The sequence below is a fragment of the Nocardioides renjunii genome, assembly GCF_034661175.1.
Taxonomy (GTDB): Bacteria; Actinomycetota; Actinomycetes; order Propionibacteriales; family Nocardioidaceae; genus Nocardioides; species Nocardioides renjunii.
Window position 1 is genome coordinate 4,145,701 of record NZ_CP141058.1, and the last position, 19,506, is coordinate 4,165,206.

Genomic DNA, 19,506 nt, shown 5'->3' on the forward strand with positions numbered 1-19,506 from the left:
CGGTCACGTGTAGTGGTCGGTCAGAAGAGCAGCGCCGTGCCGGGGTCGCGGAGGATCCCGGCGACGTCGGCGAGGAAGCGCGAGCCCTTCTCGCCGTCGATGTGGCGGTGGTCGAAGGACAGCGCCAGCGTGGTGACGTCGCGGACCACGATCTCGCCGGTCTCCTCGTCCACCCACGGCCGCTTGTTGATCGCGCCGAAGCACAGGATCGCGGACTCGCCGGGGTTGATGATCGGGGTCCCGGCGTCGACGCCGAAGACGCCGACGTTGGTGATGGTGAACGTGCCGCCCGCCATCTCCGCCGGCTGCGTCCGGCCCTCGCGCGCGGTGGCGGTGAGCTCGCCGAGCGCGGCCGCCAGCTCGGTCATCGACAGGGAGTCGGCGTCCTTGACGTTGGGCACCACCAGGCCGCGCGGCGTGGCGGCCGCGATGCCGAGGTTGACGTAGTGCTTGTAGACGACCTCCTGCGCCGCCTCGTCCCAGACCGAGTTGATCTCCGGCGTGCGCTGCATCGCCAGGATGACCGCCCGGGCCAGGACCAGCAGCGGGCTGACCCGGACGTCGCGGAGCTCCGGGCGCTTCTTGAGCCGGGCCACCAGCTGCATCGCCGCCGTCACGTCGACGGTGATCCACTCGGTGACGTGCGGGCTGGTGAAGGCCGACTGGCTCATCGCCGCCGCCATCATCTTGCGCACGCCCTTGATGGGCTCGCGGGTCTCCCGCTCGCCCGACGCCGCGCGGGACAGCCCACGCTGGGTCGAGCCGCCGTAGGACGCACCGGGGGCGTCCGCGCCGCTGAACGCGGCCGCCGCGGACTCAGCACCCCCACTCGCACCGCCGGCCGAGCCGCCGCGCGAGGCCGCGCCCTGGACGTCGTCGCGGGTGATCGAGCCCGACGGGCCGGAGCCGGTCAGGGTGGTGAGGTCGACACCGAGGTCCTTGGCTAGCTTGCGGACCGGCGGCTTCGCCAGCGCGCGTACGACGCCGGGCTCGACCTGCGCGGCCGCCGGGACCAGCGCCTCGGCGGGCGCCGGCGGGGCCGCACGTCGCTGGTCCACGGCGGGCACCGGGGACTCGTCGGCGGGCATGACCTCGTCGGACTGGGCGCCGCCGGGCGCGAAGGCGCCCTGCACCTGCATCTGCGTCTGCGCGCCGGCGTCGGTGCTGGGCGACGCGGAGCCGCGGCGGGCCCGGCGCATCGGGCCGCGGTCGGCCTTGATCCGGCCGACCAGCGAGGCGCCCTCCATCGAGCCGGACGCCGCCGGGTTGGACAGGTCGATGTCGGCCGCGTCGACCTGGGCCGGGGCAGCCGTGGCCGCACCGTCCGCCGCGCCGGCCTTCTGGGCCATGCCGAGATAGGGGTCGGACTCGGTCTGCGGGGCCGCGGGCGCCGGCTCCTCGCCGGGAGCACCGATCGAGATGATCGGCGTGCCGACGGGCACGGTCTCGCCCTCGGGGACGAGCAGCGCCAGGACGGTGCCCTCGAACGGCGAGGGCAGCTCGACGAGCGACTTGGCGGTCTCGATCTCGACGACCACGTCGTTGATCTCGATGGTGTCGCCGACCTTGACCTTCCAGGCGACGATCTCGGCCTCGGTGAGGCCCTCACCGACGTCGGGGAGGAGGAACTCAGACATCACATGACCTTTCGGGCAGGAACACGGCCCAGTGAGCCGTCCGCGTCGCGACGGCGCCTGCAGGAGGAGGGCTGCGCCCGGAGGAGCGCAGCGGGGGAGGTCGCCGCAACGACGACGACGGCGCCGTCTCCCAGCGACGCGGACACGGCGAAGCGGAGCGAGCCCATCAGTACGAGAAGCTGCGGTCGACGGCGTCGAGCACCCGGTCGAGGTCGGGGAGGTACTCCTCCTCGATCCGCGACGGCGGGTAGGGCGTGTCGAACGCGCCGACGCGGAGCACCGGCGCCTCGAGGGAGTAGAAGCACTGCTCGGTGACCCGGGCCGCGAGCTCGGCGCCCATGCCGAGGTTGACGTGGGCCTCGTGGGTGACCACGCAGCGACCGGTGCGGCGTACGGACTCGTAGACCGGCGCCATGTCGAGCGGCGAGAGGGTGCGCAGGTCGATGACCTCGAGGCTGCGGCCCTCGGACTCGGCGGCCTCGGCGCACTTGAGCGCCGTCTTCACCGTCGGGCCGTAGGCGAGCACCGTGGCATCGGTGCCGGGCCGGACGACGCGCGAGGTGAACAGCGGCTCGGGGGTGGCCGACTCGTCGAGCTCGGCCTTGTCGGCGTGGTACTGCCGCTTGGGCTCGAGGAAGATCACCGGGTCGTCGTGGGCGATGGCCTGCTGGATCATCCAGTAGCCGTCGACCGGGTTGGAGCAGGCGACGACCTTGAGGCCGGGGGTGTGCGCGAACTGCGCCTCGGGGCTCTCGGAGTGGTGCTCGACCGCGCCGATGCCGCCGCCGAAGGGGATGCGGATGACGATCGGCATCTTCACCTTGCCCTGCGAGCGGTAGGTGTACTTCGCGACCTGGCACACGATCTGGTCGTAGGCGGGGTAGACGAAGCCGTCGAACTGGATCTCCACGACGGGGCGGTAGCCGCGCAGCGCCATGCCGACCGCGGTGCCGACGATGCCGGACTCCGCGAGGGGGCTGTCGATGACGCGGTCCTCGCCGAAGTCCTTCTGCAGGCCGTCGGTGATGCGGAAGACGCCGCCGAGCTTGCCGACGTCCTCGCCCATCAGCAGGACCTTGTCGTCGTCCTCCATCGCCTTGCGCAGGCCCATGTTGAGGCCCTTGGCGAGGGTGATCTTCTGCGTGGTGGCGGTGCTCATGCGTGGGACTCCTCAAACGACTCGAGGTAGGCCGCGAAGCCGTCGCGCTGGGCGGCGATCTCCTCGGTCATCTCGCTGAAGACGTAGCCGAACTGGTCCAGCGGCTTGGGGTCGGGCAGCGCCTTGCAGCCCTCGCGGAGGTGGTGGCCCAGCTCCTTGGCCTCGGCGTCGAGGCTGTCGAAGAACTCCTGGTCGACCAGGCCGTTGCGGCGCAGGTAGACCTTGAGCCGCTCGATCGGGTCCTTGAGCTTCCAGTGCTCGAGCTCGTCGTTGAGGCGGTAGCGCGTCGGGTCGTCCGTCGTGGTGTGCGCGCCCATCCGGTAGGTGTAGGCCTCGACGAACGACGGACCGTTGCCCTCGCGCGCCCGCTGCAGCGCGGCCTTGGTGACGGCGTACGTCGCCAGCACGTCGTTGCCGTCGACGCGGATGCCCGGGAAGCCGAAGCCCAGCGCTCGCTGGTAGAGCGGGATCCGGGTCTGGCGCTCGATCGGCTCCGAGATGGCCCACTGGTTGTTCTGGCAGAAGAACACGACGGGGGCGTTGTAGGACGCGGCGAAGATGAACGCCTCGTTGACGTCGCCCTGCGAGGACGCGCCGTCGCCGAAGTGGGCGATCACGGCAGCGTCGCGCTCCGGGTCGCCGGTGCCGACGACGCCGTCGCGCTGCATGCCCATGGCGTAGCCGGTGGCGTGGAGCGTCTGGGCGCCGATGACGATCGTGTAGAGGCCGAAGTTGTTCTCGTTGGGGTCCCAACCGCCCTGGTCGACCCCGCGGAAGAGGCCGAGCAGCCGCAGCGGGTCGACGCCCTTGCAGTAGGCGACGCCGTGCTCGCGGTAGGTCGGGAAGACGTAGTCCTGCGGGCGCAGCGCGCGGCCGGCGCCGATCTGGGCGGCTTCCTGGCCGAGCAGCTGGGCCCAGATGCCGAGCTCGCCGTGGCGCTGGAGCGCGGTGGCCTCGACGTCGATGCGCCGGGTCAGGACCATGTCGCGGTAGAGCCCGCGCAGCTCCTCGGCGGAGAAGTCGTGGTCGAACTCGGGGTGGTGGACGCGCTCGCCCTCGGGCGTCAGCAGCTGGACGAGGTCGGGGCCACCGTCGGACTGGGAGGGTCCGAAGACCTCCGCAAGGTCGGGGCCGAAGGTGTCACTCCGGGGGGAGGCAGGGTCGGACAACGCACTCTCCTTCAACAGCTAGCGGCAGTCGCGGGATCGCCGGACGCCGACGGCTTGCAGCGTGGTCGTCGGCGTGTGTGACCCCGACCACATGATGGGGCTCAACGTATCGGCCGCAGCCTGCCAGCACCAATCTGGGTGGGGCTGCGGCGACCCCCTGCAGGCCTCGCTCAGGCCTCGCTCAGGCCTCGGTCAGCCGCGTCCGTGCGGGGTGCGCCAGACCTCCGGGTCGGGTCCCGCGGGGACGATCTGCGTCGGGTTGATGTCGGTGTGCACGACGTAGTAGTGCTGCTTGATCTGGTCGAAGTCGACCTCGTCGCCGAAGCCGGGCGTCTGGAACAGGTCGCGGGCGTAGCCCCACAGGTTCGGCATCTCGGTGAGCTTGTTGCGGTTGCACTTGAAGTGGCCGTGGTAGACCGCGTCGAAGCGGGCCAGCGTCGTGAACAGCCGCACATCGGCCTCGGTGATCGCGTCACCCATCAGGTAGCGGCGGTCGGCGAGCCGCTCCTCGAGCCAGTCCATCGCCGTCCACAGCCGCGCGTACGCATCCTCGTACGCCTCCTGCGAGCCGGCGAAGCCGCAGCGGTAGACGCCGTTGTTGACCTCGGTGAAGACCCGCTTCATGACCCCCTCCATCTCCTCGCGGAACTCGGCGGGCCACAGGTCCGGGGCGTCGGGGCGGTGGTGCTCGCGCCACTCGAAGAACAGGTCGTGGGTGATCTGCGGGAAGTCGTTGGTGACGACCGCGCCCGACTCGACGTCGACGACGGCCGGGACGGTGATGCCGCGCGGGTAGTCGGGGTGGCGGGCGAAGTAGGCCTCCTGCAGCCGCTCGATCCCGAGCACCGGGTCGCGGCCGTCGGGGTCGAGGTCGAAGGTCCAGCTGCGCTCGTCGTGCGTCGGACCGGGCGCGCCCCACGAGATGACGTCCTCCAGGCCGAGGAGCTGGCGGACGATGATCGAGCGGTGCGCCCAGGGGCAGGCGCGCGCGGCGACGAGGCGGTAGCGCCCGGGCGCGACGTCCCACACCTGCACGTCGCGCGGGCTGTCCTTGGAGCCGCTCGGGAAGCGGTCGTCGAGCGGGTCCGCGGACCGCTCCCCGGCTAGGACCCGGTCGGGGATGTAGGACATGTCGCGCTCGAAGGGCTGGCCCTTGGTCGTGTAGCTCGCCTTGTCGTTCACTCTTCAACCGTACTCGCGTCTACGCCGGCGCGAAGCGGGCGGCCAGCTCGACGACCCGGTCGAACGCCTCGGTCTCGCCGATGCTGACGCGGACGCCGTCGCCGGCGAAGGGCCGCACGGAGATCCCGACCTCGCCGCACGCGGCCGCGAAGTCGAGGGACCGGTCGCCGAGCGGGAACCACACGAAGTTGCCCTGGGCGTCGGGCAGGTCCCAGCCGACGTCCCGGAGCCGGGTGACCAGGTCGGCGCGACGCGCCACGAGGTCCTCGACCCGCTCGAACAGCTCGTCGCGGGCCTCGAGGGAGGCGATCGCCGCGGCCTGCGCGACGTGGCTGACCCCGAACGGCAGCGAGACCGCGCGGAGAGCGGCGGCCAGCGGCGCCGGCCCGACGGCATAGCCGACGCGGAAGCCGGCGAGGCCGTAGGCCTTGGAGAACGTGCGGGTCAGGACCACGTTGTCGTGGCGCTGGTAGGTCGCGATCCCGTCGATGGCGTCGTCCATCCGCACGAACTCGAGGTAGGCCTCGTCCACGACGACCAGCACGTGGGAGGGGATGCGTGCGATGAACGCGTCGAGCTCGGACTGCGTCACCGCCGGTCCGGTCGGGTTGTTGGGGGTGCAGACGATGACGACCTTCGTGCGGTCGGTGACCGCGGCCGCCATCGCGTCGAGGTCGTGGCGGCCGTCGGCGGTGACGGGCACCCGTACGCTCGTCGCGCCGCCGACCGTGACGGCGATGGGGTAGGCCTCGAAGGAGCGCCAGGCGTAGACGACCTCGTCGCCGGGCTCGCAGAAGGCGTTGACCACCTGGTAGATCAGCCCGACGGACCCCGTGGCCGCGGCGAGGTGCTCGACCGGGACGCCCATCGCCTCGCCGAGGGCGGCGTAGAGTGCGGTGCTGCCCATGTCGGGATAGCGGTTCATCTCCGCCGCGGCCGCCGTGGCGGCCTCGAGCACACCGGGCAGCGGCGGGTAGGGGTTCTCGTTCGAGGACAGCTTGAATGACGTCAGCCCGGGTCGGGCGACAGGCGGCTTGCCGGCGACGTACGCAGGGATGGCGAGCACGTTGGGCCGGGGCTGGGGCGCGTCGGTGGACATGCCCGCACCCTAGTGATCGGCCCGGCGGCCCCGCCACGGCGTGAGGACCGGCAGCAGCACGAGCCCGACGACGAACCCGATGCCCGCGCCGAGGACGTTGTCGACCAGGTCGGTGACGTCGCAGGCGCGGTCGATCCGGGCGAGCTGGAGCTGGGTGAGCTCGATGGCGAGGCTGTAGGCCGCGAGCAGCCCGAGGCCGACCGGCGCGAGCACCAGCCCCGACCACCAGCGACCGAGGGCCAGCACGAGGAATGCGCCGGCGGGGACGAACAGCAGCACGTTGAGGGTGCGTTGGTCGAAACCGAGGACCTCGAAGGCCGCCCCGGTCGGGCCGCCGTAGTCCCACGAGCAGGACTCGCTGCGGCTCTCCGCGGGGACGATGCCGACGTCGGGACGGGTCGGCACGAGCGTCACGAGCGCGATGGCGACCAGCGACCAGAGGAGCCCGGACACGGACACCGCGGTCACCGTGCCGAGCCGCGCACGCAGCGCGAGCGCGAGCAGCACCGCGGCGGTCCCGGCCACGAGGGCGCCGAGCACCATCACGCCCACGCCGCCGATCGAGACCATCGGGCGAGGTTAGCCGCGAGCGCCCCCGCTACTGTCGTGGCATGCGTTTCGTGACCTGGCTGCTGACGTACGCCGCCGGCCTGGCCGTGGCCGCGCAGCTGCTCGACGGCATCCGGTTCGACGGGCCCGCCACCGGGCAGGCCGAGCTGCAGGAGAAGATCCTGCCGCTGCTGCTGGTCGCGCTGATCCTCGGCCTGGTGTCGACCTTCATCGAGCCGGTGATCAAGCTGCTGTCGCTGCCGTTCATCATCCTGACGCTCGGCTTCCTGCTGCTCGTCATCAACGCGCTCATGCTGCTGCTGACCGCGCGGCTCGCCGACGCCTTCGACCTCGGCTTCCACGTCGACGGCTTCTGGAGCGCGCTCGTCGGCGCCCTGATCATCACGGTCGTCGGCTGGGGCGTCCGGACGGCGCTGCCGGCGCGGGACTGACCCGTGGCCCAGCACCCACCGCAGCTCCCTCCCCCGCGCACGCCGGGGCGCTACTGCATCGCCCTGGTCTGCCTGGGCAACATCTGCCGCTCGCCCACGGCCCACGTCGTGCTCGAGCGCCGGCTGGTCGAGGCTGGGCTCGCCGACCGCGTCGAGGTCGCCTCGTCCGGCACCGGCGGCTGGCACGTCGGCAACCCGATGGACGACCGCGCCGCCGCGACCCTCACCGCCGCGGGCTACGACCCCAGCCGGCACCGCGCCCGGCAGTACGACGCCAGCTGGCCCGAGGCGTACGACCTCGTCCTGGTGATGGACGAGGCCAACCTGGCCGACGTGCGGGGACGCACCGACCGGGTGGGCCTGTTCCGTGACTTCGATCCGATCGATCCCGGGGCCGAGGTACCCGACCCGTACTACGGTGGGGCCGACGGCTTCGAGGAGGTGCTGGCGATGGTCGAGCGCACGAACGACGCGATCGTGACGGCACTGCACGACGCGGTGGCGGACCCCGGCTGATGGCCCGTCAGCCACTGGCCGCCCGGCGTGCGGAGGAGCTCCTCGGCACGCCCGTGGTCGCGACGGCTCCCGTGGCCGGCGGCGACATCGCCACCGCGACCCGGCTGCGGCTCTCGAGCGGCCAGACGGCGCTGATGAAGACGCTGCCGCACGCGCCGGAGGGGTTCTTCGAGGCCGAGGCCGCCGGCCTGCGGTGGCTCTCCGAGGTCGAGGGTGGCGTCCCGCTGCCCGAGGTGCTCGCGGCGGCCAGCGACTGCGTGGTCCTGGCCTGGGTCGAGCAGAGCTCCAAGACGCCGCCCGAGGCGGCCGTCGCGTTCGGCCAGCAGCTCGCCACCACCCACGCCGCCGGCGCGGAGGAGTGGGGGCTCGCGCACGACGGCTTCATCGGCCGCCTCCCGATGCCCAACCGGACGGCCGGGTCGTGGCCGGAGTTCTACGCCGTGCGCCGCGTGCTGCCCTACCTCAAGCTGGCGCGCGACCGCGGTGCGATCACCGACCCCGACGCGGCCGCCGTCGAGGCGGTGGTGGGCCGGCTGACCGACCTGATCCCCGAGGAGACGCCTGCCCGGCTGCACGGCGACCTCTGGAACGGCAACTGCCTGTGGGGCCAGGACCTCGCCATCCACGTCATCGACCCGGCGGCCTACGGCGGCCACCGCGAGGTCGACCTGGCGATGCTCCACCTCTTCGGGCTCACGCACCTGCCGCGGGTGATGGCGGCCTACGACGAGGCGCACCCGCTCGCCGACGGCTGGGAGGACCGGCTGGGCCTCCACCAGCTCTTCCCGCTCCTCGTGCACGCGTGCATGTTCGGCGGCGGCTACGGCGCCCGGGCCGGGGCGATCGCAGCGCGGTACGCCTGATGGCCGGCGCCGACGCCTGACCTCGGACCCGAGCCCTAGGCGGGTGCGCCGCGCAGGCGCACGGAGAGGCACGTGACGCACCACTCGAGCTTCTCGAACTCGGTGATGTCGACCGTCACCACGTCCAGGCCGCGCGCCGCGAGCAGGGCGGCGGACTCGGGCGCCGCGGCCGACATGAGCACGCGGTCGTCGCCGAGGAGCACGACGTGGGCACCCTGCTCCTCCGGCACGGCGAGGAAGCGTGGCCAGACGCCCGGGTCGTCCACCAGCGGCTCGTGGCCGATGACGGTGCCGTCGGGCAGGGCCGTGACCGCGGACTTGAGGTGCAGCACCTTGGTGACGGGGACGCCGGTGACGGTGGCGCCGAGCTCGCTGAGCAGCGCGGCCAGCTGGTCGACGCCCGCCTGGTTGGTGCGACCGCCGAGGCCCACCCACACCTGGTCGCCGTGGGTCAGCAGGTCGCCGCCGTCGATGGTCCCCGGCGCCTCGATCGCGGCGATCCGGTAGCCGCGGGCGGCGAGCAGGTCCGCCAGCCCCTCCGTCTCGCCGCGCCGCTCCTCGGCGCCGGGGCGCATCAGCACGGCGAGGTCCCCGTGCACGAACACCGGGTCCTCGATGAAGACGCCGTCGGGGTGCGCGTCGGAGGCCGGCGCCTCGACGACGTGCCAGCCGTGCTCGGTGAATGCGTCGACGTACGCCTGCCACTGGCGCAGCGCCAGGTCGAGATCGACCGGGGTCCGCTCGATGTGGGTGACCAGCCCGTCTGCCAGGGACGGCGACGGACGACGGACGAGCGCGAGTCGGCGATCCATGCCGCCGAGCGTAGTCAGCCGGCCGGCCGCCGCGACGCTCAGCGTGCGCTCAGGCGCGGCTGGCATCCTTGCGCTGTGAACGAGTCCCGGTCCCGCGTGCTGGTCGTCGACGACGACCGCGCCGTCCGCGACTCGCTGCGCCGCTCGCTGGAGTTCAACGGCTACGACGTCGTGCTCGCCGCGGACGGCGCCGAGGGCCTCGTCGCCATCGGTGCGCACCAGCCCGACGTGGTGGTGATCGACGTGATGATGCCGCGCCTCGACGGGATCGAGACCACGCGGGCGCTGCGCGCGGCGGGCAACGACGTACCGGTGCTGGTCCTCACCGCCCGCGACGCCGTGGGCGACCGGGTGGAGGGCCTCGACGCCGGCGCCGACGACTACCTCACCAAGCCGTTCGCGCTCGAGGAGCTGCTGGCCCGGCTGCGGGCGCTGCTGCGCCGCGTCGTGCCGGACCCCGACGCCGACGGCGAGGTGCTGACCTTCGCCGACCTCACCATGGACGTGTCCAGCCGCGACGTGTCGCGCGGCGGCCGGCCGATCGAGCTGACCCGCACGGAGTTCACGCTGCTGGAGATGTTCCTGCGGCGCCCGCGCCGGGTGCTCGACCGCTCGTTCATCCTGGAGGAGGTCTGGGGCTACGACTTCCCGACCAGCGCCAACTCCCTCGAGGTCTACGTCGGCTACCTGCGCCGCAAGACCGAGGCGGACGGCGAGCCGCGGCTCATCCAGACCGTGCGCGGCGTCGGCTACGTGCTGAAGGAATCATGAGCTCCTCGGGCACCTGGCCCCCGACCCGCTGGCACTACCGCAGGTCGCTCGCCTCGCGCGTCGCGGTGCTGACCACCGTCACGCTGGGCATCACGATCGCCATCCTCGCGCTCACGGCGTACCTCGTGATGCGCCAGCAGCTGATGAGCTCGCTCGACCAGTCGCTGCTCAACCGCGCCCACAAGGCCGCCGCGTTCAGCGACCTCCGCGACGCCACCGCCCAGGGGACGCCGGCATGGGTGCTGGGTGCGGCCGACGTGCGCATCATCTTCCTCAACGCCGAGGGTCGCGGCATGGCCGGCGACCACATCCCCAACTTCACGGTCGGTCGCCCGGAGCTCGAGGTGGCGGCCGGGGACCGGGACTGGTCGGTGCGCACCCTCGTGACCGCCGAGGGGGAGCGCTTCCGGGTCGCGACCGTGCCGTCACCTGGCGGCCCCGCGCTGATGCTCGCGCAGCCGCTCGCCCCCAACGACCGCACGCTGGAGAAGCTCGGCGGCGTCCTGTTCACCTTCGGCGCCCTCGGGGTGCTGACCGCCCTCATGGTCGGGTGGCTGGTGGCACGCAACGGGCTCAGGCCCGTCCGACGCCTCACCTCCGCCGTCGAGCACATCGCGGTCACCGAGGACCTGACGCCGCTGCGCGTCGAGGGCGACGACGAGGTCGCCCGCCTCGCCACGGCGTTCAACCAGATGCTCCTGGCGCTCGCCGCCTCCCGCGACCGGCAGCGCCGCCTCGTGGCCGACGCCAGCCACGAGCTGCGGACGCCGCTGACCTCCCTGCGCACCAACCTCGACCTGCTGCGCCAGGCCGAGGGCAACTCCGCCCTGCCGCCGGAGACGCGGCTCGAGCTGCTCGACGACGTGCGCGGCCAGATCGAGGAGCTCAGCGCGCTCGTCGGCGACCTGGTCGAGCTGGCGCGCGACGAGCCCACGACCCGCGTGGTCGCCGAGGTGGACCTCGCCGACGTCGTCGAGCGGGCGGTGACGCGCGTACGCCGTCGCGCCCACGGCGTGTCGTTCGACGTCGACCTGGCGGCGTGGCGGGTCGTCGGCGACTCCAACGGCCTCGAGCGCGCCTTGACCAACCTCCTCGACAACGCCGCGAAGTGGAGCCCTCCGGACGGCACGGTCACCGTTCGCCTGGCCGACGGGGTGCTGACCGTGGATGACGAGGGCTCGGGCGTCGCCGAGACCGACCGGCCGCACGTCTTCGAGCGGTTCTACCGCGCGGAGGAGTCGCGGGCCATGCCCGGCTCGGGCCTCGGCCTCGCCATCGTGCGGCAGGTCATCGACCGCCACGGCGGGCAGGTCGAGGTGTCGGACGCGCCGGGCGGCGGCGCCCGGTTCGTGGTGTCGCTCCCGGGGGTCGCGGGGGTGGAGTCGGTGGGGGCTGCGGGCTCTCTGGAGTCCCCGGATATCCGGTGACCACCGTGCTTACAGGTAGAGATCTCCACCAATAAGCACGGAACTCGGGTGCACAGCTCACTCGAACACGCGCAGCAGCCGCTCGGCCTTCCACTCCGACTCGGCCCACTCCTCGGCCACGTCGGACTTCACCGTGATGCCCCCGCCGGTGCCGAGCGTCCACGTCCCGCCGCCGTCGGTGGTGAGCGACCGGATGACGACCCCGAGGTCCGCCGGGCCGTCGCCGCTGATCCAGCCGAACGCGCCGGCGTACACCCCGCGCGGTGACGACTCGACCTCCTCGATGACCTGCATCGTGCGCAGCTTGGGTGCGCCGGTCATCGACCCGGCCGGGAACAGCGCCCGCAGCGCGCCCACCGTCGTCACGCCCTCGCGCAGGTGCCCGCGCACGGTGGAGACCAGCTGGTGCACCGACTCGTAGGACTCGACCTCCATCAGCGCCGGCACCTCGACCGACCCGACGTCGCACACGAGCGAGAGGTCGTTGCGCAGGAGGTCGACGATCATCAGGTTCTCCGCGCGTGTCTTGGGGTCGGCGGCCAGGCGAGTGCGGTGCGCCTCGTCCTCCTCGGCCGTGGTGCCGCGCGGGGTGGTCCCCTTGATCGGCTTGGTCTCCAGGTGCCGGTCGGGCGTCACGAGGGCGTACCTCTCCGGCGAGCTCGAGAGCAGCCATCCGCGCGCGCCCGCGACGTCGTGCTGGAGGAACCCGGAGTACGGCGCGGGGTTGAGCTCGCGCAGCCGGAGGTACGCCGTCACCGGGTCGAGGTCGGCGACGCGGGTCAGGCGGTGGGTCAGGTTGACCTCGTAGGAGTTGCCCGCGCGCAGGTGCTCCTGGACGCGCGCGAAGGCGGCGGCGTACGAGTCGGGCGGGGGCGTCGGGCCCCGACTGCCCGAGGCACTTTCGAGCTTCTGGGGGTGTGCACGCCTCGAGATGTTCGGGTTTCCCCGCATATGCGGGGAAACCACAGACACAGAAGGCCCGACCCCGTGCTCGAAGACCCGCACCTCCCGCGGCCGCATCCACATCGCGTCGGGGAGGAGGGGGTCGGGCTCGGCGGGGAGGTCGGGGCGCGAGGCGTAGCCGAAGTAGCCGAACCACTGCTCCCCGGGCCGCATCCGCTCCTCGAGGACCGCGAAGACGTCGTCGCCGACGACCCTCGACGTCCCGCCGGAGTGCTCGCGGACCTCCCGCCGGGCGGCCGACCAGGTCAGCGACACGTCGTCGTCCTCGAGCCAGCCGATGATCGAGCGCCGACCCGACCACTCGCGGGCGCCGCCGCCGTCGAGCCAGAAGCACCGGGCGTGCCGGGTCGCGACGTCGCGGAAGAAGGGGACCGGGTCGCTCACGAGACGAAGTTCCGCACGATCGCCTCGCCGTGCTCCGAGAGCACCGACTCGGGGTGGAACTGCACGCCCTCGAGCGGCAGGTCGACGTGCCGCACGCCCATCACCACGCCGTCCTCGCTCCACGCCGTCGCGACCAGCCCCGGCGGCAGCGCGACCGCGCCGAGCGAGTGGTAGCGCACGGCCGCGAAGTCCTGCGGCACGCCGTCGAAGACGCCGGCGCCGTCGTGCCGGATGGTGGCGACCTCGCCGTGTGCCGGCTCCAGCCGCGTGACGGTGCCGCCGTACGCCGTCACCAGGCCCTGCATCCCGAGGCAGACCCCCAGCACCGGGCGGCTCCCAGCGCGCACCGCCGCGGCGCCGACGGAGAAGTCGGCGGGGTCCGCGGGGTGGCCGGGCCCGGGCGAGAGCACCACGTGGGAGTGCGCGAGCACGTCCTCGACCGTCACCTCGTCGTGCTGCACGACGCGGGGCAGCACGCCGGTGACCCGGGCGACGAGGTGCACCAGGTTCCACGTGTAGGAGTCGTGGTGGTCCACCACGATCACGTCCGGCGTCACCCGCCGAGGCTAGGGCATCCCGCGGGGGGCCGGCGGGAGGACGGCGCCTACTGCCGAAGCGTGCGGCACTCGGCCGGCACCGGCTGGTCACCGGCCACGCCGCACGCGTCGAAGGCGGCCAGCTTGGCCATCAGCACGGCGACCTCGTCACGGTGCTTCCTCCTCGTCACCTCGTTGGCGACCTCGTACTCCTTGCCGGTGTAGCGGTAGAACTCGTAGCCCCAGGTCGTCCGCTTCGCCCGCGGGTCGAGGTCGAAGCGCGCCAGCAGCGCGGTCCGGCTGCGCACCGCGGTGAAGGACGGGATCCGGTCGAGCTCGGAGCCGGTGAAGGCGGCGTCGGGATCTCCTCCGGTGAGCGTCTGCTGGGTGTGCTCGAGGAACGCGTAGCCCTGTCGCACCAGCTTCGGCTGCGCGAACGTCGGCACCAGCGACTGGCCGCTGCGGAACGGCGCGGGCACCAGGCCGGCGAGCTCCTCGAAGGTCGAGGCGAGGTCGATGTTGCTCGTGACCTCGCGCCGCTTGCCCGGCACGACGCCCGGGCCGGTGACCAGCAGCGGCACCCGGACGTCGGTGTCGTACGGCGTGCCCTTGCCGCGACCCATGCCGTTCTGGCCGAGGTGGAACCCGTTGTCGGAGGTGAGCACGACGTAGGTGTCGGGGCCGACGGAGTCGAGGATCCGCGTGATGAGCCGGTCGGCGGACCGGGCCATCCGCGCGCGGTCGCGCAGGTCCCGCACGGCGACGGCGGCGGACAGCGTGCCGGCGGTGTTCCACGCCCGGCCGACCTTGCCGTTGGCCAACCGCGGCCGGTTGTCGCTGCGGTCGTCGTCGTGCCCGGGCAGGTCGTCGACCGTCAGCTTGCGGCACGCGACCCGCCCGCAGCTCCGCTCGCCGGTGCGGTCGCGGAACATCGGCGGGAAGAGCGGGTCGCCGGGGTAGTGGCCCTTCGGGTTGGTGCGGTTGTGCGGGGCGTACAGCGCCACCTCGAGGAAGTACGGCGCGTCCGCGGCCTCGCCGCGGGTGAGGAAGTCCATGGCCAGGTCGCCGATGACGGTGCCGGCGTAGGCGCGGTCCTTGTCGGCGTTGCTGGCGCTTGCCGGCGGGGCGAGGTGCTGGGTCAGCTGGAGGCGCTGGTCGACGAGCGAGGTGCTGGCGAAGTCCCAGCCGTCGTAGGCGGAGCCGAAGACGGTGTTGAAGGTGCTCCAGCCCGGCACCACCGGCGGCAGCGCCCGACCCGGCGACCACTCGTACTCGTTGAGGAACTTGCCGACGAAGCCGGTGTTGTAGCCGGCCTCCTGCAGCCGCACGTTGAAGGCGCGCTCGGGGTTGCCGTGCACGTCGTAGGCCGGCCAGCCGCCGAGCGTCGAGGTGCCCTGGTGCGAGGTGTTGGTCAGGACGCCGGTCTGGTGGGGGTACTGCCCGGTGAAGAAGCTCGACCGGGACACGCAGCACAGCGAGTCGGTGACGAAGGACCAGGGATAGCTGGCGCCGGTCCTGCGCATCCGCTGCATGGAGCGCATCGTCTGGACGAGGTCCATCGAGAAGTCGTCGAGGACGACCACGACCATGTTGGGGCGCCCGGCCCTGCTCGACGCCGGCGCCACCTCGGCGACGGACGAGACGTTGCTCGTCGTGGCCGGCGGGCGGACGCCGTCGGGCGGGACGGACCCGTCACCCGACCCGCACGCCGCGGTGCCGGTGATGAGTGCGAGCAGGCACAGGCCCGCCCAGGCTCGTTTCAAGTGCTGCACGTCTCCCCCGTCGTGTCCCGAGCTGGCTGTACAGAGTGACGCGTCACGACCGCGATCGGTTGCCTGCCACGCCGAGCATCATTGTCTAGTCGATCGGTGCACTTTAGCGGACGGCGCCGGCCAGGAGGTCGCGCACCGCCGTGTGCAGCAGGTCGTAGCCGTTCTCGGTGAGGATCGACTCGGCGTGGAACTGGATGCCGCGGTAGTGCGGACCGACGACGGCGTGGATGTCGCCCGTGGCCTCGTCGGCCTCCACGCGTACGCCCTCGGGCAACGCGCCGCCGGCCGGGACGCGGCCGACGAAAGTGTTGTAGAACCCCACCCGCTCGGTGCGGCCGTCGAGGCGCACCGGCGACTGCGTGCCCTGGAACACCACGTCCTTGTAGCCGAGGTCGAGGCCGAGCCGCTCGCACAGCGTCTGGTGGCCGAGGCAGACCGCGAGGAACGGCTGCTCCGAGGCCAGCAGGTCGTCGACGGCCCGGCGGAACGACGCGATCTTGGGGTGCTCGCCCTCGCGCGGGTCGCCCGGGCCGGGGCCGACGATCACCAGGTCGGCCCCGTCGAAGGCACCGGCCACGTAGTCCTCGTGCCGCACGACGCGCGCGGTCATCCCGAAGACCCCGAGCACGTGGACCAGCATGTTCACGAAGTCGTCCTCGCCGTGCAGGATCACCACGCTGCGACCGGCCAGCCCCGGGTCGGCCGGCTCGCCGGCCTGGTCGGTCAGCCAGAAGCGCGAGAGCCGCTGGTTGCGCGAGCCCAGGGCCAGTACGACGTCCTCGTCCCGCGCGAGCTCGGCGATGTCCGCGCCGTCGGAGGTCGCCGCTCGCGCCAGGCCGAAGGCGCTGAGGATGCCACCGGCCTTGGCCCGCGTCTCTGCGACCTCGTAGGCGGCGTCGGAGTCGCGCACCAGCGTCGCGCCGGCGGTGACCTTGAGCTCGCCCTCCGGCGAGACGTCGGCGGTGCGGATGAGGATCGGGCTGTCCATCGTCGGCGTGCCGTCGGGCGAGCGGCCGAAAAGGGCCAGCGCGGCGCCGTAGTAGCCCCGACCCTCGGGCTCGTAGTCAGCGATCAGCCGGCAGGCGTTCTCGACCGGCGCGCCCGTCACCGTGGCGGCGTACATCGTGTCGCGCAGGATCTCGCGGTGGTCGCGGTCGGACCGGCCGGCGAGGAGGTACTCGGTGTGGATGAGGTGCGTCATCGGCTTGAGGAACGGCCCGAGCACCTGGCCGCCCTCCTGGCAGATGTCGCACATCATCTTCAGCTCCTCGTCGACGACCATGAAGAGCTCGAAGACCTCCTTCTCGTCGGCGAGGAACTCCAGCAGCCGCTCCTTGACGTCGCGGGTCTCGTCGTCGGCGGCGCGCACCCGGAAGGTCCCCGAGATCGGGTTCATCCGGACGTCGCCGGACCGCACGGACACGTGCCGCTCGGGGCTGGCGCCGATGAGGAAGCGATCGCCGGTGAAGAAGCAGAACGTCCAGTAGGCGCCGCGCTCGCGCTGCATCAGCCGGCGCAGCACGGTGAGCGCCCGGGTGGCGTCCCAGTCGGCGACCACGGCGCGGTAGTGCCGCCCGATCACCAGGTTGGCGCCCTCGCCCTGGCCGATCTCGTCGCGGATGATCGCCTCGACGACCGTGCCGTAGTCCTCGTCGGAGGTCGTGAAGCCACCGCGGTCGGCGAACTCGACGGGCACGTCCGGCAGCGCGGCAAGCAGGTCGTCGACCGACACCTCGTGCTCGGCCTCGATGTCCACGACCGTCAGCGGCGTGCCGTCGTCGATGGCCGCGAAGCCGCGCTCGCGCACCTGGCGGAACGGCACCGCGACCAGCCGGTCGGCGCTGCGCCCGGGCTCCGGCGCCCCGCTCTCCAGCGGGATGTCGAGCAGGCTCGCCACCTCGTGCGGGGTGCCGCCGACCAGGCCCACGGTGGGGGCGGCCTTGCGGCGGATGACCGCCCACGCGCCGTACCCCTGCACCTGCTCGAGGAGGTCGGCGACGGACGGCGTCTCGGTCATGGCGGAAACCCTACGGCGGGTGCTGCGGCGGGTCGGCGGGCGTCTCAGGGGCCACGGACGGAGGTGCGGCGGCACCGCAGCGCCCACGACCTACGATGACGCGGTGACCTTGCCCCGCCGTGTCGTGCACTACTACCCGCGCTTCCTCGACCACCGCTCCGGGGTCACCGAGAGCATCGCCGCGTGGGCCGAGATCTCCTCCTCGGCGACTCCCACCGAGGTGTGGGTCGCGGCACAGGCGGACGAGCGTTCCCACCGGGACGCGGAGCGGCTGCATGAGCTCGGGGTCCCCATCCGGCACGTCCCTCACGTCGGCAGGAGCAGCCGGACCTACCTGCTGAAGTGGTGGAAGGCGAACCTGGGACCGGGCGACCTGCTCTACGTCCACGAGGGATGGGTGCTCTCCAACGCCCTTGCGGTCGGCTACGCCCGACACCTGGGCGCGTCGGTGGTCGCGATGCCCCACGGCGTCTACGCGCCGCAGGTCGTGGAGGCAGGGCGTGACGTCCTCGGGATGCGCGCCCGCCTGGAGCGCCACACCCTGCGCCGGGTCGACGCCGTGCACCTCTTCTTCCCGTCGGAGTCCGCTGAGGTCGAGGCGGTCGCCGGAGCACCGGTTCCCGCCGGCATCTTCTCGAACCCGGCGCCCCACATCGAGGAGTCCGGGCAGTGGGTCGGCGACGACGACTACGTCGCGTGGATCGGGAGGTTCGTCGTGGGCCACAAGGGCCTCGACCTGCTGCTCCGTGGATGGGTTGAGCTGCCCGAGCCGCGACCCCGGCTCGTGCTGGCCGGTCCGGACTACCTGGGCGGCAAGGCTGACGTCGCCGCCCTGGTCGAGGAGCTCGGGCTGGGAGACTGCGTGACGATCCGCGACTCCGTCACCGGTGACGAGAAGGAGCAGCTCATGGTCCACGCCAAGGGCTACGTCCACAGCAGCCGGTGGGACGCATGCAGCATGGTGCTCCTGGAGTTCATGACGCGGGGCACGCCCTGTCTGGTGAACTCCACGGTCCACGCAGGGCCGACCTACGCGCAGGCGGGGGCGGCTCTGACTTTCACCGAGCCGAGCGAGTTCCCGCGGCTCGTTCCCGCGCTCACGTCCGACCGAGAGCTGGGGGAGCGCGCAGCCGCGTACATGCGCGCCGAGGTCTCACCCGAAGCCCTGCGCGAGCCGTACCTCGCATGGCTGGGCGGCATTGCCGGAACCACCACGGCCACTCCCTGATCAACCCGCCGCCGGCTCGCCCCCGCACCGGTCGTCGACTTGGTACTGTCCGGTGGCCCCGCCCGCCAGCCGTCTTGGGAGAACAGCGTGAAGCAGCAGGTCAGGCACGTCGTCCGAGCAATCCCCTTCGCGCGGACGGCCAACAACTGGCGCGTGCGCCGGGACCTCAAGATCCTCGAGGCGCTTCCCGCGTACGCCCCCAACTCCGCAGGGCATGCCGAGGCCCGCTCCGCCCTGGCGCTCCAGGCTGCCACGCAGAGCGTCGAGTTCCTCGGCCAGCTGGTCAGGCAGCTCGGGGCCCGTGAGCTCACCCTCACCGACCCAGCGGGCTTCTCCTCCGCGGCCGCCGACGCCGGTCCCGCTTCACGCCTGGACGAGCTCTTCCGCACCTACGGCAGCGACAAGTCCACCGATCACGACTACCACCTCGTCTACGCCCACATCCTGGAGACGCTGCCGCAGGGCGCGAGCGTGCTCGAGGTCGGCCTGGGCACGAACAACGAGAGCATCGTCTCGACGATGGGCCATCACGGCCGCCCTGGTGCTTCGCTCCGCGCGTTCCGCGACTACCTGCCCGGCTCCACCGTCCACGGCGCCGACATCGACCGGGACATCCTCTTCGAGGAGGATCGCGTCCGGACGTCCTGGGTCGACCAGACCAGCGCGGCGAGCGTGCGCGCCCTCGAGGCCCAACTGCCCGACGACCTCCACCTGATCATCGACGACGGGCTCCACAGCCCCAACGCCAACCTGCAGATCCTCATGCTGGCGTTGCGCATCATGCCTGTGGACGGGTGGCTGGTGATCGAGGACATCATTCCGGCCGCCGAGGACTTCTGGCGCGTCGTGGCCGCGGTGCTGCCCGACCGCTTCGAGACCACGCTGGTCCGCGCCAAGGGCGGGGACATGTTCGTCGTGCGCCGCACCGCCTAGGGCTCGCACCCCCCACCGCCGGGCCCACCGGGCGCCG

Annotated in this window: 18 protein-coding genes; 7 read left to right on the forward strand and 11 right to left on the reverse strand. The window is 72.4% G+C overall.

Translation table 11 applies throughout. The features are described 5' to 3' along the window. Nucleotides 1-20 precede the first annotated feature (20 nt). The 6 genes from SHK17_RS19875 to SHK17_RS19900 all read right to left on the reverse strand — a co-directional run bounded on the left by SHK17_RS19875 (nucleotide 21) and on the right by SHK17_RS19900 (nucleotide 6,816). Nucleotides 21-1,637, reverse strand: coding sequence for a dihydrolipoamide acetyltransferase family protein (locus SHK17_RS19875; RefSeq protein ID WP_322920479.1), 1,617 nt, complete (start codon nucleotides 1,635-1,637; stop codon nucleotides 21-23). A gap of 166 nt (nucleotides 1,638-1,803) precedes the next feature. Beyond that, nucleotides 1,804-2,796 (reverse strand): alpha-ketoacid dehydrogenase subunit beta, encoded by a 993-nt coding sequence (locus SHK17_RS19880; protein WP_172267697.1) that lies wholly within the window; start codon nucleotides 2,794-2,796, stop codon nucleotides 1,804-1,806. Next, nucleotides 2,793-3,965 carry a pyruvate dehydrogenase (acetyl-transferring) E1 component subunit alpha gene (gene pdhA, locus SHK17_RS19885; RefSeq protein WP_253943027.1) on the reverse strand — a complete coding sequence of 391 codons (1,173 nt, stop codon included), beginning with the start codon at nucleotides 3,963-3,965 and terminating at the stop codon, nucleotides 2,793-2,795. The genes SHK17_RS19880 and pdhA overlap by 4 nt, the downstream gene beginning before the upstream one ends. Before the next feature lie 192 nt (nucleotides 3,966-4,157). Further along, nucleotides 4,158-5,147, reverse strand: a complete 990-nt coding sequence (locus SHK17_RS19890; protein ID WP_322920480.1) for a glutathione S-transferase family protein — start codon at nucleotides 5,145-5,147, stop codon at nucleotides 4,158-4,160. A 19-nt stretch (nucleotides 5,148-5,166) separates the two neighbouring features. Beyond that, the gene (locus SHK17_RS19895; protein WP_322920481.1) at nucleotides 5,167-6,246 is read right to left on the reverse strand and encodes a histidinol-phosphate transaminase; all 1,080 of its coding nucleotides are present in this window, start codon (nucleotides 6,244-6,246) and stop codon (nucleotides 5,167-5,169) included. A gap of 9 nt (nucleotides 6,247-6,255) precedes the next feature. Further along, nucleotides 6,256-6,816, reverse strand: a complete 561-nt coding sequence (locus SHK17_RS19900; RefSeq protein ID WP_172267703.1) for a VanZ family protein — start codon at nucleotides 6,814-6,816, stop codon at nucleotides 6,256-6,258. A 41-nt stretch (nucleotides 6,817-6,857) separates the two neighbouring features. On the opposite strand from SHK17_RS19900, the gene SHK17_RS19905 reads away from it, so the two are divergent. Genes SHK17_RS19905 through SHK17_RS19915 form a run of 3 tightly spaced genes read left to right on the forward strand, consistent with a single transcriptional unit; the run spans nucleotide 6,858 to nucleotide 8,626 of the window. After that, the gene (locus tag SHK17_RS19905; protein ID WP_322423493.1) at nucleotides 6,858-7,247 is read left to right on the forward strand and encodes a phage holin family protein; all 390 of its coding nucleotides are present in this window, start codon (nucleotides 6,858-6,860) and stop codon (nucleotides 7,245-7,247) included. Between the two features lie 3 nt (nucleotides 7,248-7,250). Then, nucleotides 7,251-7,763 carry a low molecular weight protein-tyrosine-phosphatase gene (locus tag SHK17_RS19910; protein ID WP_322920482.1) on the forward strand — a complete coding sequence of 171 codons (513 nt, stop codon included), beginning with the start codon at nucleotides 7,251-7,253 and terminating at the stop codon, nucleotides 7,761-7,763. Beyond that, complete coding sequence (locus SHK17_RS19915) at nucleotides 7,763-8,626, forward strand: fructosamine kinase family protein (protein ID WP_322920483.1); 864 nt, start codon at nucleotides 7,763-7,765, stop codon at nucleotides 8,624-8,626. Before SHK17_RS19910 ends, SHK17_RS19915 begins: the two co-directional genes overlap by 1 nt. 35 nt (nucleotides 8,627-8,661) lie before the next feature. On the opposite strand, the gene ddaH is transcribed toward SHK17_RS19915, so the two are convergent. Next, nucleotides 8,662-9,438: a dimethylargininase gene (ddaH, locus tag SHK17_RS19920; protein ID WP_322920484.1), complete on the reverse strand. Its 777-nt coding sequence runs from the start codon at nucleotides 9,436-9,438 to the stop codon at nucleotides 8,662-8,664. A gap of 75 nt (nucleotides 9,439-9,513) precedes the next feature. Here ddaH and SHK17_RS19925 point away from each other — a divergent pair, with 75 nt between their 5' ends. Further along, on the forward strand, nucleotides 9,514-10,209 hold the full coding sequence (locus SHK17_RS19925) for a response regulator (protein ID WP_172267715.1): 696 nt from the start codon (nucleotides 9,514-9,516) through the stop codon (nucleotides 10,207-10,209). Continuing rightward, nucleotides 10,206-11,636, forward strand: coding sequence for a HAMP domain-containing sensor histidine kinase (locus tag SHK17_RS19930; protein WP_172267718.1), 1,431 nt, complete (start codon nucleotides 10,206-10,208; stop codon nucleotides 11,634-11,636). The genes SHK17_RS19925 and SHK17_RS19930 overlap by 4 nt, the downstream gene beginning before the upstream one ends. A gap of 57 nt (nucleotides 11,637-11,693) precedes the next feature. On the opposite strand, the gene SHK17_RS19935 is transcribed toward SHK17_RS19930, so the two are convergent. From SHK17_RS19935 to SHK17_RS19950, 4 genes are all read right to left on the reverse strand, one after another. After that, entirely contained in the window at nucleotides 11,694-12,983 is a 1,290-nt protein-coding gene (locus tag SHK17_RS19935; RefSeq protein ID WP_322920485.1) for an anthranilate synthase component I family protein, read from the reverse strand. Next, complete coding sequence (locus SHK17_RS19940; protein WP_322920486.1) at nucleotides 12,980-13,540, reverse strand: anthranilate synthase component II; 561 nt, start codon at nucleotides 13,538-13,540, stop codon at nucleotides 12,980-12,982. Before SHK17_RS19940 ends, SHK17_RS19935 begins: the two co-directional genes overlap by 4 nt. Nucleotides 13,541-13,587: 47 nt before the next feature. Continuing rightward, nucleotides 13,588-15,291, reverse strand: a complete 1,704-nt coding sequence (locus SHK17_RS19945) for a sulfatase-like hydrolase/transferase (protein ID WP_322920487.1) — start codon at nucleotides 15,289-15,291, stop codon at nucleotides 13,588-13,590. A 103-nt stretch (nucleotides 15,292-15,394) separates the two neighbouring features. Continuing rightward, complete coding sequence (locus SHK17_RS19950; RefSeq protein ID WP_322920488.1) at nucleotides 15,395-17,308, reverse strand: anthranilate synthase family protein; 1,914 nt, start codon at nucleotides 17,306-17,308, stop codon at nucleotides 15,395-15,397. 103 nt (nucleotides 17,309-17,411) lie between these two features. Here SHK17_RS19950 and SHK17_RS19955 point away from each other — a divergent pair, with 103 nt between their 5' ends. Together SHK17_RS19955 and SHK17_RS19960 are read left to right on the forward strand one after the other, a co-directional pair. After that, nucleotides 17,412-18,536, forward strand: a complete 1,125-nt coding sequence (locus SHK17_RS19955) for a glycosyltransferase (RefSeq protein WP_322920489.1) — start codon at nucleotides 17,412-17,414, stop codon at nucleotides 18,534-18,536. An 87-nt stretch (nucleotides 18,537-18,623) separates the two neighbouring features. Beyond that, nucleotides 18,624-19,469, forward strand: coding sequence for a class I SAM-dependent methyltransferase (locus tag SHK17_RS19960; RefSeq protein WP_322920490.1), 846 nt, complete (start codon nucleotides 18,624-18,626; stop codon nucleotides 19,467-19,469). Nucleotides 19,470-19,506 lie beyond the last annotated feature (37 nt).

Bases quoted from the DNA above. Each gene is read 5' to 3' on its own strand.
- SHK17_RS19895 (WP_322920481.1), bottom strand. From the start codon at position 6,246: ATGTCCACCGACGCGCCCCAGCCCCGGCCCAACGTGCTCGCCATCCCT.
- SHK17_RS19905 (WP_322423493.1), top strand. From the start codon at position 6,858: ATGCGTTTCGTGACCTGGCTGCTGACGTACGCCGCCGGCCTGGCCGTG.
- SHK17_RS19880 (WP_172267697.1), bottom strand. From the start codon at position 2,796: ATGAGCACCGCCACCACGCAGAAGATCACCCTCGCCAAGGGCCTCAAC.
- SHK17_RS19900 (WP_172267703.1), bottom strand. From the start codon at position 6,816: ATGGTCTCGATCGGCGGCGTGGGCGTGATGGTGCTCGGCGCCCTCGTG.
- ddaH (WP_322920484.1), bottom strand. From the start codon at position 9,438: ATGGATCGCCGACTCGCGCTCGTCCGTCGTCCGTCGCCGTCCCTGGCA.
- SHK17_RS19930 (WP_172267718.1), top strand. From the start codon at position 10,206: ATGAGCTCCTCGGGCACCTGGCCCCCGACCCGCTGGCACTACCGCAGG.
- SHK17_RS19875 (WP_322920479.1), bottom strand. From the start codon at position 1,637: ATGTCTGAGTTCCTCCTCCCCGACGTCGGTGAGGGCCTCACCGAGGCC.
- SHK17_RS19950 (WP_322920488.1), bottom strand. From the start codon at position 17,308: ATGACCGAGACGCCGTCCGTCGCCGACCTCCTCGAGCAGGTGCAGGGG.
- SHK17_RS19915 (WP_322920483.1), top strand. From the start codon at position 7,763: ATGGCCCGTCAGCCACTGGCCGCCCGGCGTGCGGAGGAGCTCCTCGGC.